This is a genomic window from Variovorax sp. Root318D1 (assembly GCF_001424835.1).
Classification (GTDB): Bacteria; Pseudomonadota; Gammaproteobacteria; order Burkholderiales; family Burkholderiaceae_C; genus Variovorax.
In genome coordinates, this window is sequence record NZ_LMCQ01000008.1 from 165,680 (window position 1) to 178,637 (window position 12,958).

Annotated in this window: 15 protein-coding genes; 5 read left to right on the plus strand and 10 right to left on the minus strand. The window is 67.1% G+C overall.

Features of this window, described 5'->3' with window-relative positions; all coding sequences use genetic code 11:
• Window positions 1-13: 13 nt before the first annotated feature.
• The 5 genes from ASC78_RS09030 to hda all read right to left on the minus strand — a co-directional run bounded on the left by ASC78_RS09030 (window position 14) and on the right by hda (window position 4,783).
• Window positions 14-1,024 (minus strand): inorganic phosphate transporter, encoded by a 1,011-nt coding sequence (locus ASC78_RS09030; RefSeq protein WP_055799560.1) that lies wholly within the window; start codon window positions 1,022-1,024, stop codon window positions 14-16.
• A 14-nt stretch (window positions 1,025-1,038) separates the two neighbouring features.
• Entirely contained in the window at window positions 1,039-1,683 is a 645-nt protein-coding gene (locus ASC78_RS09035) for a DUF47 domain-containing protein (protein ID WP_021006205.1), read from the minus strand.
• Between the two features lie 118 nt (window positions 1,684-1,801).
• On the minus strand, window positions 1,802-2,443 hold the full coding sequence (gene folK, locus ASC78_RS09040; RefSeq protein ID WP_327198118.1) for a 2-amino-4-hydroxy-6-hydroxymethyldihydropteridine diphosphokinase: 642 nt from the start codon (window positions 2,441-2,443) through the stop codon (window positions 1,802-1,804).
• A complete protein-coding gene (gene pcnB / locus ASC78_RS09045) occupies window positions 2,440-4,077 on the minus strand; it encodes a polynucleotide adenylyltransferase PcnB (RefSeq protein ID WP_055799563.1) in 1,638 nt (545 codons plus the stop codon). Before pcnB ends, folK begins: the two co-directional genes overlap by 4 nt.
• Window positions 4,078-4,096: 19 nt before the next feature.
• Window positions 4,097-4,783 (minus strand): DnaA regulatory inactivator Hda, encoded by a 687-nt coding sequence (gene hda, locus ASC78_RS09050; RefSeq protein WP_055799699.1) that lies wholly within the window; start codon window positions 4,781-4,783, stop codon window positions 4,097-4,099.
• A 132-nt stretch (window positions 4,784-4,915) separates the two neighbouring features.
• Here hda and purM point away from each other — a divergent pair, with 132 nt between their 5' ends.
• From purM to ASC78_RS09075, 5 genes are all read left to right on the plus strand, one after another.
• The gene (gene purM / locus ASC78_RS09055; RefSeq protein ID WP_055799566.1) at window positions 4,916-5,956 is read left to right on the plus strand and encodes a phosphoribosylformylglycinamidine cyclo-ligase; all 1,041 of its coding nucleotides are present in this window, start codon (window positions 4,916-4,918) and stop codon (window positions 5,954-5,956) included.
• A 40-nt stretch (window positions 5,957-5,996) separates the two neighbouring features.
• The gene (locus ASC78_RS09060; protein ID WP_055799569.1) at window positions 5,997-7,061 is read left to right on the plus strand and encodes an AI-2E family transporter; all 1,065 of its coding nucleotides are present in this window, start codon (window positions 5,997-5,999) and stop codon (window positions 7,059-7,061) included.
• Between the two features lie 108 nt (window positions 7,062-7,169).
• The gene (locus tag ASC78_RS09065) at window positions 7,170-7,754 is read left to right on the plus strand and encodes a cysteine hydrolase family protein (protein WP_055799702.1); all 585 of its coding nucleotides are present in this window, start codon (window positions 7,170-7,172) and stop codon (window positions 7,752-7,754) included.
• A complete protein-coding gene (locus ASC78_RS09070; protein ID WP_055799572.1) occupies window positions 7,751-8,374 on the plus strand; it encodes a DJ-1/PfpI family protein in 624 nt (207 codons plus the stop codon). Before ASC78_RS09065 ends, ASC78_RS09070 begins: the two co-directional genes overlap by 4 nt.
• The gene (locus ASC78_RS09075) at window positions 8,344-9,336 is read left to right on the plus strand and encodes a GlxA family transcriptional regulator (RefSeq protein ID WP_055799574.1); all 993 of its coding nucleotides are present in this window, start codon (window positions 8,344-8,346) and stop codon (window positions 9,334-9,336) included. Before ASC78_RS09070 ends, ASC78_RS09075 begins: the two co-directional genes overlap by 31 nt.
• A gap of 27 nt (window positions 9,337-9,363) precedes the next feature.
• Here ASC78_RS09075 and ASC78_RS09080 read toward each other — a convergent pair whose 3' ends face one another.
• The 5 genes from ASC78_RS09080 to ASC78_RS09100 form a co-directional block, all read right to left on the minus strand.
• Window positions 9,364-10,662 carry an RNA polymerase sigma factor gene (locus ASC78_RS09080; protein WP_055799577.1) on the minus strand — a complete coding sequence of 433 codons (1,299 nt, stop codon included), beginning with the start codon at window positions 10,660-10,662 and terminating at the stop codon, window positions 9,364-9,366.
• 2 nt (window positions 10,663-10,664) lie between these two features.
• Window positions 10,665-11,084 (minus strand): YciI family protein, encoded by a 420-nt coding sequence (locus tag ASC78_RS09085; RefSeq protein ID WP_055799580.1) that lies wholly within the window; start codon window positions 11,082-11,084, stop codon window positions 10,665-10,667.
• Window positions 11,085-11,110: 26 nt separating this feature from the next.
• Window positions 11,111-11,539, minus strand: a complete 429-nt coding sequence (locus tag ASC78_RS09090; protein ID WP_055799583.1) for a YciI family protein — start codon at window positions 11,537-11,539, stop codon at window positions 11,111-11,113.
• A gap of 130 nt (window positions 11,540-11,669) precedes the next feature.
• Window positions 11,670-12,098, minus strand: coding sequence for a bleomycin resistance protein (locus ASC78_RS09095; RefSeq protein ID WP_055799586.1), 429 nt, complete (start codon window positions 12,096-12,098; stop codon window positions 11,670-11,672).
• Window positions 12,098-12,949 carry a SirB1 family protein gene (locus tag ASC78_RS09100; RefSeq protein ID WP_055799589.1) on the minus strand — a complete coding sequence of 284 codons (852 nt, stop codon included), beginning with the start codon at window positions 12,947-12,949 and terminating at the stop codon, window positions 12,098-12,100. The genes ASC78_RS09095 and ASC78_RS09100 overlap by 1 nt, the downstream gene beginning before the upstream one ends.
• Window positions 12,950-12,958: the final 9 nt, after the last annotated feature.

Here is a 12,958-nt window from a genome sequence, read left to right on the forward strand (position 1 = left end):
GGCTGCACGCGCGTCAGAAAATCTGCAGGCTCAGCCAGTAGGCAATCGCAGCAACAAACGCCGATGCCGGGATCGTGAAGATCCAGGCCCAGACGATGTTGCCCGCCACGCCCCAGCGCACGGCGCTCGCGCGCTGCGCGGAGCCGACGCCGACGATGGCGCCGGTGATGGTGTGGGTGGTCGACACGGGAATGCCTAGCGCAGTGGCCAGGAACAGCGTAAGGGCTCCGCCGGTTTCGGCGCAGAAGCCGCCCACGGGCTTGAGCTTGGTGATCTTCTGGCCCATGGTCTTCACGATGCGCCAGCCGCCGAACATGGTGCCGAGCGCAATGGCGGCATAGCAGCTCACGATGACCCAGCTGGGAGGGGCCGCATCGCCCGCCGTGGCGTAGCCGGTGGCGATCAGCAGCATCCAGATGATGCCGATGGTCTTCTGCGCGTCGTTGCCGCCGTGGCCCAGGCTGTATGCCCCAGCTGAAACCAGCTGCAGCCGCCGAAACCAGCGGTCGACGCGCGACGGAGTGGCGCGCCGGAAACCCCAGGCCACCACCACCATCATCAACGAGCCCAGCAGGAATCCGAGAAACGGCGAGACGAAGATGAAGGCCACGGTCTTCCAGATGCCGGTGGACACCAGGCCGCTGGTGCCGGTCTTCGCGATCACCGCCCCCACGATGCCGCCGATCAGCGCGTGCGACGAACTGCTCGGGATGCCGTAGTACCAGGTCACCAGGTTCCAGCTGATGGCGCCGATGAGCGCGCCGAACACCACGTGCACATCCACCACCCCGGGCTGGGCGATGCCCTTGCCCACCGTTGCCGCCACGCTCAGGTGAAAGATGAAGATCGCGATCAGGTTGAAGAAGGCGGCGAACAGCACCGCATGCCCCGGCTTGAGCACGCCGGTCGACACCACGGTGGCGATCGAGTTGGCCGCATCGTGGAAGCCGTTCATGAAATCGAAGGCGATCGCGAGTGCGACCAGCAATATCACCACCCACAGGGCGACCTGAACCGTTGCCATCAATCGCTACCCGCTCAGGAATTCTCGAGGACGATGCCCTCGATCACATTGGCCACGTCCTCGCATTTGTCGGTGATCGTCTCGAGCAATTCATAGATTGCCTTGAGCTTGATCACTTCGCGAACGTCGGGCTCCTCGCGGAACAGCTTGCTCATGGCGCTGCGCATCACGCGGTCGGCGTCCGACTCGAGGCGATCGATTTCCTCGCAGGTCTTGAGCGTGGCCTCTGCCACGGCCGGGTCGGCGATCTTGCCCAGGAACTTGACGGCATCCTTCAGGCGGTCGCAGCACTTCACGCTCAGTGCCGTGAGGCGCACGATCTCGTCGGTCATGTGGCGCACGTCGTACAGCGCCATGGTCTCGGCCGAATCCTGGATCAGGTCGGCCACGTCGTCCATCGTATTGATGAGCTTGTGGATCTGTTCGCGGTCGATGGGCGTGATGAAGGTCTTGTGGATCAGCCGGTTGACGTCGTGCGTCACACGGTCGGCCGCACGTTCGGCGTTGTCGACGTCGCGGTTGTATTGCTCCCGCAGGTGCACGTCGTTGTAATTGGCCACGAGTTGCTCGAACGCGCGTGCCGCTTCGACGATGCGCTCGGCGTGCTGGTTGAACATCTCGAAAAAATTCCCCTCGCGGGGCAACAGCTTGCCGAACATGGCGCTCTCCTGGATTCGCGGCTGCCACAAATGCGTGACAACCTCATGAAAAACCGCGCAAGTGTAATGGGCGGAGCAAAGCGGGCCGGGTCCGGCAGGATTCCGGACCCCGGCCGGCTCAGTCGCGGATACGTTCGATGACCTGCGACGAGACGCGGGCGATCGCCGCGCGCGGCACCTTGTCGGGCGCGATCTCGGCCAGCGGCTTGAGCACGAAGGCGCGATCCCGCATGCGGGGATGCGGCAAGCTCAGCGCGGGCGTGTCCTTGATCGCATTGCCGTGCATCAGCAGGTCGAGATCGAGCGTGCGCGGCGCATTGGGAAAGGGCCTTTCGCGGCCGGCCTGCTCTTCGAGCAGATGCAACTCGGCCAGGAACGCCTCGGCCGTGAGCCCGGTTCGCACGGCCACCACGGCGTTGATGAAATCGGGCCCGGCGGCATCGACCGGTGCACTGCGGTAAAGCGACGAGCGCGCCGTGACCACGGTGCGTTCGATGGTGCCGATGGCATCCATGGCCGCTTTCACCGCCGCCTGTGCGTCCCCAAGGTTGGCGCCGATGGCGACGAAGGCCTGCACGGTCGGGTAGTCCTCGCGTGTGCGGCGTGCGGCAGGGCTGCCAGGTGCCACCTTGCCCGAGGGACGGCTGGGCGCGCGGCGTGCCGGCGCCGAGCCGCTCTTCGGTTTGGCGGCGCCGCCGCGCGGCGGGGGCTGGCTCCTGCCGCCGCTCTTGCCGTCCTTCGGCCGGTTGGGCGCGCTCATTCGCCTGCGGCGCTCCCGCCGCCCTCGCCTGCACCGCCACCGCCCGCGGCACCACCGGTGCGGGGCTTCCGGCGCCGCCGGCGTTTGCGCGGCGCCGCGGCGTCACCGTCGGCCGACGCGCCGGCAGTTTCGGTTTCCAGCTCATCCTCCGGCTGCGCCGGTTCCTGGCTGTCCTGTTGCTGGCGCGCAGTCGCCTCTCCACGGGGCTTCGAGGGGACGGGATCGCGCGTGCGCACGCGCTGGCGGGTCTTCTGCTCGTCGCGCACCTGCTCCAGCAGGTCTTGCCGGCGCACGTCGTCGGCGGTGCTGAACTCCTGCCACCACTCGGCGATGGCCTCGCTGATTTCGCCCACGTCGGCGCGCAGGCGCATGAAGTCGAAAGCGGCGCGGAAGCGCGCCTGCTCGACCAGGCTGTAGGGCGTGGAGCCGGTGCGCTTGTCGAAGCGCGGCTGCATCATCCAGATTTCGCGCATGTCGGCGGCCAGCTTGCCGCGTCCCGACACGTCGCCGATGCGGGCGTTGAACACGTCGTCGATGGCATCTTGCAGCGCCGGGAACGGCGGCTGCGGACGTTGGCCGTGCCGGCCCTCGATGCGCTGGGCCCAGCCGTCGCGAACGTCGGCCCACAGCACGCAGGCCAAGAGGAAGCTGGGCGCTACGGGCTTGCCTTCGCCCACGCGGCGATCGGTGTCCTGCAGGGCCGCCTTTACGAATTGCGAATCGGCGCGCTCCACCACCACGTCGAGCAACGGATAAATGCCCGTAACCAGGCCCAGCTTGCGCAACTGCTCCACCGTGGCAATTGCGTGGCCGGTCTGCAGCAGCTTGAGCATCTCGTCGAACAGGCGGCTCTGCGGCACGTCGGCCAGCAGCTTGCTCGATTCGACCAGCGGGGCTGCGGTCTTGGTTTCCATCTTGAAGCCGAGCGCCGCAAGCTTGGCCGAGAAGCGGATGGCGCGGATGATGCGCACCGGGTCTTCGCGGTAGCGCGTAGCCGGGTCGCCGATCATGCGCAGCGTGAGCTTCTGGGCGTCCTTGATGCCGTTGTGATAGTCGACGACGATCTGATTGGCCGGGTCGTAGTACATCGCGTTCACGGTGAAGTCGCGACGCGCAGCGTCTTCGTCCTGCGGACCCCAGACGTTGTCGCGCAGCACCCGGCCGCTCGAATCGACCGCGTGCGTCATGCCTGCGAGCTCGCCCTTGCTGGTGCGCTCGTTGCCCTTCACCTGCTCGGCCGCCGCGTTGTCCATGTAGGCGCGGAAGGTCGAGACCTCGATCACCTCGTGCTCGCGGCCGCGCCCGTACACCACGTGCACGATGCGAAAACGCCGCCCGATGATGAAGGCGCGCCTGAAGAGCGACTTCACCTGCTCGGGCGTGGCGTTGGTGGCGACGTCGAAGTCTTTCGGACGCAGGCCCAGCAGCAGGTCGCGCACCGCACCGCCCACCACGTAGGCCTCGTAGCCGGCCTGCTGGAGCGTCGTGACGACGTTCTTCGCCCGTTCGTCGACCAGGGCTGGATCGATCTTGTGAACCTCTGCAGACACCTCCTGGCGCTTGCCGAAACGGCTCTTGCCCTGTGCGCCGCCGGCTGATTTGCCGAGCAGCTTGTCGATGAATTTCTTGATCATTGTTGGTTGAAGCTCTTCTTTATTCGTTTTCGAGCATGGATCGGATCAGCGGGATCGTGATCGCGCGCTGTGTCTGGAGGGCGTAACCGTCGAGCTGCGTGAGCAGCTCCATGAGGCTGCCCAGGTCGCGGCTGAAGCGGTGCAGCATGTAGTCGAGCACCTCGTCCGACAGCATGACGCCGCGCGCATCGGCCGCCTGCCGCAGCACCGCGCGGCGTTCGCTTTCGCTCAGCACCTGCAGGTGGAACACGTGGCCCCAGCCCAGCCGGGTGCGAAGGTCTTCGCGCAGCGGCAGGTCCGCCGGCGGCAGTGCGCCCGCGGCCACCACGCCGCGCTGCAGGCTCTGCGCGTTGACGAACCAGTTGAAGGCCGCGTGCTGCTGTACCGCGGTGAACAGGTGCACGTCGTCGAGCAGGACGGCGCCCCAGCGCTCGTCGAACTCGGGCGGCTCCAGCAGTCCGGCATGCAGCCAGCCCACGCTCGCGCCCTGCTCGCGCAGCGCGACGTGCACCGATTCGAGCAGATGGGTCTTGCCGCTGCCGCTTTCGCCCCACAGATAGGTGGGCACGGGAGAGTGCGGCACCGATTGGCCGGCGCCGCCCACCCACAGTTGCAGGTGCCGCAGCGCCGCCTCGTTGGGGCCGGCAAAAAAAGCGTCGAAGCTGGGGCCCGTCGCAATGCCGATATCGAGCGCGAGCTGTTTCATCCCGGGAAGGTTCATGGAGGGGGCCCGGAGGGCCCTTAAAATCGTGAGGAATTCTATCGGCCCGGCCGCTTCGGTTACCGGCGCCTCCACCTCTTCGCCTCCTTCCCGCCCCTTTCTCGACACCGTCCGACCATGACTTCCCCTACGCCCACCCCGCTCAGCTACAAGGATGCCGGTGTCGATATCGATGCCGGCGACGCCCTGGTCGACCGCATCAAGCCGCTCGCCAAGAAGACCCTTCGCGAAGGCGTGCTGGCCGGCATCGGCGGCTTCGGCGCGCTGTTCGAGGTGCCCAAGCGCTACAAGGAGCCGGTGCTGGTGAGCGGCACCGACGGCGTGGGCACCAAGCTCAAGCTGGCTTTCGAATGGAACATGCACGACACGGTCGGCATCGACCTGGTGGCCATGAGCGTCAACGACGTGCTGGTGCAGGGCGCCGAGCCCCTCTTCTTCCTCGACTATTTCGCCTGCGGCAAGCTGGACGTGGACACGGCCGCGGCCGTGATCGGCGGCATCGCCCGCGGCTGCGAGATTTCCGGCTGTGCGCTGATCGGCGGCGAAACCGCTGAAATGCCCGGCATGTACCCGGCCGGCGAGTACGACCTGGCCGGCTTTGCGGTCGGCGCGGTCGAAAAGTCGAAAATCCTCACCGGCCAGAGCGTCAAGCCCGGCGACGTGGTGCTGGGCCTGGCTTCGGCCGGCGTGCATTCCAACGGCTTTAGCCTGGTGCGCAAGGTGATCGAGCGCGCGGGTGCCGATCTGCCCGCCACGCTCGACGGCAAGCCTTTTCGCGAAGCCGTGATGGAGCCCACCCACCTCTATGTGAAGCCGGTGCTCGAAGCGCTGGCCAAGCACCCGATCAAGGCGTTGGCCCACATCACGGGCGGGGGCCTGCTGGAGAACATTCCGCGCGTATTGCCCGAAGGCACGGCCGCCCACCTCAAGAAGGGCAGCTGGCCACAGACCGAACTCTTCGCCTGGCTGCAGAAGGTGGCGGGCATCGACGACATCGAGATGAACCGCACCTTCAACAACGGCATCGGCATGGTGGTGGTGATCGATGCGGCGGAAGCCGCCGCCTGCGCCGCCACGCTGCGCGCGGCCGGCGAGTCGGTGTTCGAGATCGGCACCATTGCCGAGCGCGGCGCAGGCGCTGCCGTGGTCGTCGGTTGATCTTTCCTTTCCGAGGCCCGCGCGCAGCACCCGGACCCTGATGTCCAAACCCACCCTCGTCACCATCGACACCAAGCCCAAGCCCGCCTCACGCAGCGTGGTGCTGGCCAGCTATCTGCTGATGCCGGCCGCCCTGCTGCTGGTGATGTGGCAGCACCTGCTGCCCGGACTGTTGTGCGTATGCATCGGCTTTCTCGCTACCCGCCGGTTTGCGCGCCTGATCGGCAGCGGCCTCGCACGGGCGAGGCTGCCGCAACCCCGTGCCGACGTGCTGGCCCGGGTACTGGCGGTCACTCTGGTGCTGCTGGCACCCATTGGGCTGATCTCGCTGGGGCTTTCGCAGGCGCGCGAGTACATCCTCGACGCACCCGACCAGTACCGCGAACTGCTCGACTACACGGCCCGCACGGTGCTGGAGCTGCGGCTCAAGCTGCCGGTAGAAATTGCGGTCTATCTGCCGGAGGGCGCGGCCGAAGTGCAGCGCGTGGTGGCCAACTACCTCCGCGCGCAGGCCGGTTCGCTGGCGCTGGCCGGGCGGGCGTGGCTGGGCGGACTGCTGTTTGCCTATGTGGGCCTCATCGTGGGCGGGCTGGCCGCCATCGCGCCGCCGCCACTGCAGCACCGGCCGCTCGCCGCGCAGCTGTACCGCCGCATCACCATCTTCGGCGAGGCGTTCGGCCAGATCGTTGCGGCGCAGTTCTGGATCGCGGCCTTCAACACCCTGCTGACTGCCATTTTCCTGCTGTTCCTGCTGCCGCTCTGGGGTCCGCACCTGCCCTACACACCGGCACTCATCACGTTGACTTTCGTGGCGGGCCTGGTTCCCATCGTGGGCAACCTGGTCTGCAATGCGGTGATCACGCTGGTGGCGCTGTCCGTGTCGCCGATCACGGCGCTGGCGTGCCTCGTCTTCCTGATCATCATCCACAAGGCCGAATACGTGATCAACGCCAAGGTGGTCGGCAGCCGCACGCAGATGCGGGTGTGGGAGTTGCTGGCGGTGATGTTCGTGGCCGAGGCCGTGTTCGGCCCGGCCGGGCTGGTGGCGGCGCCCCTTTTCTACGCCTACCTCAAGAAAGAGCTGCAGGCCGCGGGCCTTGTTTAGCTCCAATGTCCTGATTTGATCGGTTCTGGTCCGCTTCGGCGCGGACCATGGCCTGGCGGCGCAGAAGAATAGGCGGCATCATTCACTCCGCCCTCGAGCCCCATGTCCATGAAATCGTGTCTGATAGTGATCGATGCGCAGGAATCATTTCGCCAGCGCGCCTACTGGTCGGAAGATGTTGCACGGCCCTATTTCGCCGCCCAGAACGCGCTGATCGAAGGCTTCGCACTCGCCGGCATTCCGATCGTGCGGGTCTTCCATGTCGATGAACCCGCAGTCGCAAGCCACCCTTTCGCCGTCGAGTCGGGCCTGGTGCGACCGATCGAAGGCCTGGCGGCATTCGAAGCCGCGGCCACGTTCACCAAGCATCGCCACAGCGCACTGGTCAACAGCGGGCTCGACATCTGGCTCACCCAGCAGGGCATCGGGCGGCTGGTCGTGAGCGGGATTCGCACCGAGCAATGCTGCGAAACCACCACGCGCCACGCCTCCGACCTGGGCTGGGAGGTCGACTATGTGACCGAAGCCACGCTGACCTTCGCCATGGTGCAACCCGATGGCCGCCCGCTTGCTGCGGCCGACATCAAGGCCCGTACGGCGGCTGTGCTTGATGGCCGGTTCGCCACCGTGTGCAGCGTTGCGCAGGCGCTGCAACGAGCCCGCGCCGAAGCCAGCGAAAGCGTCGCCGCATGACTTTGCGCGTACGAATCCTCGCCTACGACGGCGTCGAGGCACTGGACTTCGCGGGCCCCTTCGAAGTGTTCACCACGGCGAGCCGCGTCAGCCAGCGCCTGAATCCCGGCACGGAAGTCCCGTTCGAGGTCGCCTCCGTGGCGCTCGCAAGCGCAGGGCAGCCCGTGAAGGCACGTGCTGGCCTGCGCCTGCTGGCGGACCACGACCTGGCCGACAACCCCAAGGCCGACGTGCTGATCGTGCCCGGCGGCGTGGTCGATTCGCCGATGGCGAGTTCCGCCACGCTGCGCTGGATCGCCCAATGTGCGGCCGGCGCGCAGCTCGTCGCCTCGGTCTGCACCGGCGTTTTCCTGCTCGCCAAAAGCGGCGTGGTCACGCACGAGGCCGCCACCACCCATTGGGAAGACATTGTGGACTTACGCGAGCAGTTCCCCGCGCTCGACGTGCGCGAAGGCGAACGCTGGATCGACAGCGGCCGCGTCGTCAGCTCCGCGGGCATCAGCGCGGGCATCGACATGAGCCTGTACCTGGTCGAACGGCTGGCCGGGCGCGCGCTGGCCGAGCGCACGGCGCGCCAGATGGACTACACATGGATTTCCAGCAGCAGCCCATCCGTGTAGTGTTCGTTTTGCTGCCGGGCAGCCTGGTGCTCGACTGGGCCGGGCCGGCCGAGGCGCTGCGCATTGCGAACCAGCGGTTGTGCGCGGCGGGCCAGCCCGATCGCTTCCAGATCGAATTCGCAAGCCCGCGCCCCACGTCGGTCGGTTCCGTGGGCATCGCGCTCGCCAACCTCGCGCCCTTGCCGGCGCAGTGGAATGGCCCTGCCTGGGTGGTGCTTGTCGGCCTGCCCGGCGACACCATCCCAGTCGACAACGCCGAGACCCAGGACCTGCTGCACTGGCTGCGCGGCCAACGCTTCGAGCGCGGCCGCCTCGAGCTGATCACGGTCTGTGCCGGCGCCCTGTTCGCCGCGCACGCGGGGGCGCTTGCAGGCCGGCGCGTCACCACGCATCACCACCACCTGGACGAGCTGCGCGCGGCAGAGCCGCGCTGCGATGTCGTGGCCAACCGCGTGTTCGTCATCGATCCGCCGGTCTACAGCAGCGCGGGCGTCACGACCGGCATCGACCTGATGCTGTACCGCATCGCGGACGTATGCGGCGAACCCCTGGCAGCCCAGGTGGCGCAGACCATGGTTGTGGCGCAGCGGCGCGGTCCGCACGACCCGGAGTTGTCGCCCTTCCTCGCTTACCGCAACCACCTGCACGCCGCGCTGCACCGGGTGCAGGACGCCGTCAGCGAACAGCCTCAGGCCGACTGGAGCGTGCCTCGCATGGCGGAAGTGGCCCACACCTCGGCACGGCACCTGACGCGGCTGTTTGTGGAGCACGCGGGCGTGGCGCCGCTGGCCTACCTGCGCCGGCTGAGGCTTGCGGCGGCGCAGCTCGCGCTGGCCTCGGGTGCGAGCGTGACGCGGGCGGCGGAAATCTCGGGGTTCGGGTCGGACACGCAGTTGCGCCGCGCATGGCACCAGTTCGGGCTCCCTGGCTCGCCGTCGGCTTCCGCTCCGTCGAGGGTTTAGCGGCTTTGCACGGCAGAGGCCGCCAGATCAGCTTTCCGGAAGGGTGCAGGCCCGCGCGCGCGCCAGCAACAATGTCTTCTCGCGCGTGTTGCGCGTGAGTGCGGCGGCACGATCGAATTCCCTGCGCGCCTCGTCGCGGCGGCCGAGTTTGAAGAGCAGATCGCCGCGCACTGCCGGCAGCAGGTGATAGCCCTGCAACGCCGGCTCACCGACGAGCGCATCCACCACATCGAGTCCGGCGGCGGGCCCAAAGGCCATCGATAGCGCTACGGCCCGGTTCAACTCGACGATGGGCGACGGCGACAGCTGTGCCAACGCCTCGTACAGCGCGGCGATGCGCGGCCAGTCGGTTTCTTCCGCCGTGCGCGCACGTGCGTGGCAGGCGGCAATGGCGGCCTGCAGCGCATAGGGGCCGAGGGCGCCGCCCAGCGCTTCGGCGCGCGCGAGCCCGGCCAAGCCGCGGCGAATCAACACGCGGTCCCAGCGCGCACGGTTTTGCTCGAGCAGCAGCACCGGTTCGCCCGACGAGCCTACGCGGGCCACCGTACGGGACGCCTGGATTTCCATCAGCGCCACGAGGCCATGCACCTCCGACGCATCGGGCACGAGTTCGGCCACGATGCGGCCGAGGCGCATGGCTTCGTCGCACAGGGCTGGCCGCATCCAGTCGTCACCCGCCGTGGCCGAGTAACCCTCGTTGAAGATCAAGTAGAGCACCTCGAGCACCGACGCGAGCCGCGCTTCGAGCTCATGCCGGCGCGGCACCTCGAAGGGCACGCGCGCTTCAAGCAGCGTGCGCTTGGCGCGAACAATGCGCTGCGCGACGGTGGCCTCGGGCACAAGAAAGGCCCGCGCAATTTCATCGGTCGTGAGGCCGCCCATCAGGCGCAGCGTGAGCGCCACGCGCGCCTCGGTCGAAAGCACCGGATGGCAGGCGGTGAACACCAGCCGCAACAGGTCGTCGCCGATGTCGTCGTCGATGGCCGCATCCACCGCTTCGGCAAAATCGGCCTGCGCCATTTCGTGCTGCGCATCGAGCTCCCGGCCGATTTCCGTGGCTTTGCGCTCGGCCAGCTGGCCATGGCGCAAGCGGTCGAGCGCGCGGCGCTTGGCCACGGCAGTGAGCCAGGCCGCGGGGTTGTCGGGCACGCCGGTTTCCGGCCATTGCTCCAGGGCTGAAACGAGCGAGTCCTGAGCCAGCTCTTCCGCCAGGCCCACGTCGCGCACCATGCGAGCGACGGTGGCGATGATCTTCGCGGACTCGATGCGCCACACCGCCTCGATGCTGCGGTGGATGGCGGCCTCGTCGCCAGGCGCAGCGCTCATGCTCAAGTTTTCTTGACCGCCTGCATCGACGCGAATTCGGTGGTCAGGGCCTGCACCTCAGGCGGAAAATCTGCAATCTCCTGGATCTGCCGGACCTCGATGACCTCGTTCTCGCTGCCGGGGCAGCGCGTGGCCCATTCGATGGCGGCGGCGCGCGAGGGCACGTCGATGATCCAGTAGCCGCCGAGCACTTCCTTGGCTTCGGCAAAAGGACCGTCCACCACCTTGGGCTTGCGCCCCGGAAAGCTCACGCGCGCGCCCATCGAGGGCGGGTGCAGGCCGTCACAGCTGATCAGAATGCCGGCCTTTTGCATCGACTCGTTGTAGGCCATCATGGCCCCCACCGCATCGACGTCGTCGGGAATGGTGCCGGGGGCGGCCGTTTCGTAGCCGTGGGGAATCATCAGCAGCATGAATCGCATGGTGGGTCTCCTTAGGTGCGGCCGGCTCAGTTGCCGGCCTTGCCGCGGGCCTCGGTCTCCGCGCGCAGGCGGTCTTCCTGCGCCAGCAGCTCGGGCGTCATCGAATCGCCGAAATCGGAGGCTTCGAAGACCTGGCGGATCTCGATCTCGCCCTCCTGGAACGGGCTGCGCTTGATCCACTCAATGGCTTCTTCCTTCGACTTGACCTGGAGCAGCCAGAAACCCGCGAGCAGTTCCTTCGTCTCGGCGAAGGGGCCGTCGATCACGGTGCGCTTCAGCCCGTCGCAGCGTACGCGCGCGCCCCTGGACGACGGATGCAGCCCTTCGCCCGCCAGCAGCACGCCGGCCTTGACCAGTTCCTCGTTGAACTTGCCCATGGCGGTGAGCAGCTCGGTGCTGGGCATCACGCCGGCTTCGGAATCCTTGTTAGCCTTGACCAGAACCATGAATCGCATGTCGTTTCTCCTGAAGGTTGATGAGGTTGGGGAGCCGCAAAAACCACGTGCTCCTGTTCACACGTCGGACGAGCGAAAGACAGATCGACACGTCCGCGCCGATCTATTTGTAATTATCTGTATCGGAAACTCAGGGCAAATAACCGCAAAAGCGCAGGATGTGTCCATCCGGCTCGCGGATCGCGAATTCGCGCAGGCCCCAGGGTTGGGATGCCGGCGGCTCGACCACCGTCACTCCGCGCTTGACGTAGGCGGCGTGCAGGCCGTCGACGTCCTTGCCGACGTGGATCACGATTTCGCCGCGCCAGGGCGGCGTGCCGCGCGTGTTGCACTGCCAAAGCCGCAGGTAGACCGGATCGCCGTAGCTGCGGTCGCCCTTCTTGACCCGCGCATAGCTGGGCGGCTCGCCGGCGATGAAGTCGAGCTCGAAGCCCAGCACGTCGCGAAACCAGCGTGCGGCGCGCGTGACGTCGGACACCGGCAGCACCGGCTGCACCCCGTGGAATTCGTGCAGCGTGCCGAGATCGGGCGCGGCGGCCAGGCCGTCGGTCGCATCCATCAATTGGCCTCGCGCCGCAATGCGGCTACGCGCTCGGCAATGGCGTCGACGTCGAGCGCGTCTTCGGCATGGGCCAGGTAAGTTTCGAGGTCGCGCACCGCAGCCGCGGTGTTGCCCTGCTCGGCATGCGCGATGCCGCGGTCGCGGTATTCGCCCCAGGCGCTGGGCAGCAGTGCGATCAACCGGTCTTGTACGGCAATGGCGCGCTGCCAGTCTTCCTGCGCGCGGTGCACTTCCTTCAGGTTGCGCAGCATGCGCCCGATGATTTCGCGCGAACTGGCCGGCTGCAGGTACAGCCCGAGCGGCACATCGAAATCGCCGACCAGCCCGTTGCTTCGCTTGTACGGTTCGAGCCGCTCGCCCAGTTCTTCGCGCGAGAGCGATTTGCCGGTGAAGGGGTCGATGACCACCTGCCCCTTCGGCAAAGTGACCTTGAGCATGAAGTGGCCAGGAAAGCCAACGCCGCGCGCCTGCAGCCCAAGGCCCTGCGCCAGCTCCATCCACAGCACCGCCAGCGAGATCGGAATACCGCGTCGCGTGCGCAAGACGGCGTTCAGGTAGCTGTTGTCGGGGTCGTAATAGTCGTTGACGTTGCCGCCAAAGTTCAGGTCGTTGAAGAAGAACTGGTTGAGGGCGCGCAGCCGGGCCAGAGGCGCGGCATCGGCTGGCAGCCGGCGCTTGAGGCGCGCCAGCAGCTGGTCGACGTCGCCGAGCACCTGCTGCACGTCCAGGTCGGGGTATTCGTCCTGCGCAATGCTGGCGGCGGCCTCGAGCAGCGGAAAATGGTCGTCGCTCTGCACCAGCGATTCGAAATACGCGAGTGCGGTGGGAACCTGAAAGCTGAACGTCATGTGTCTTTG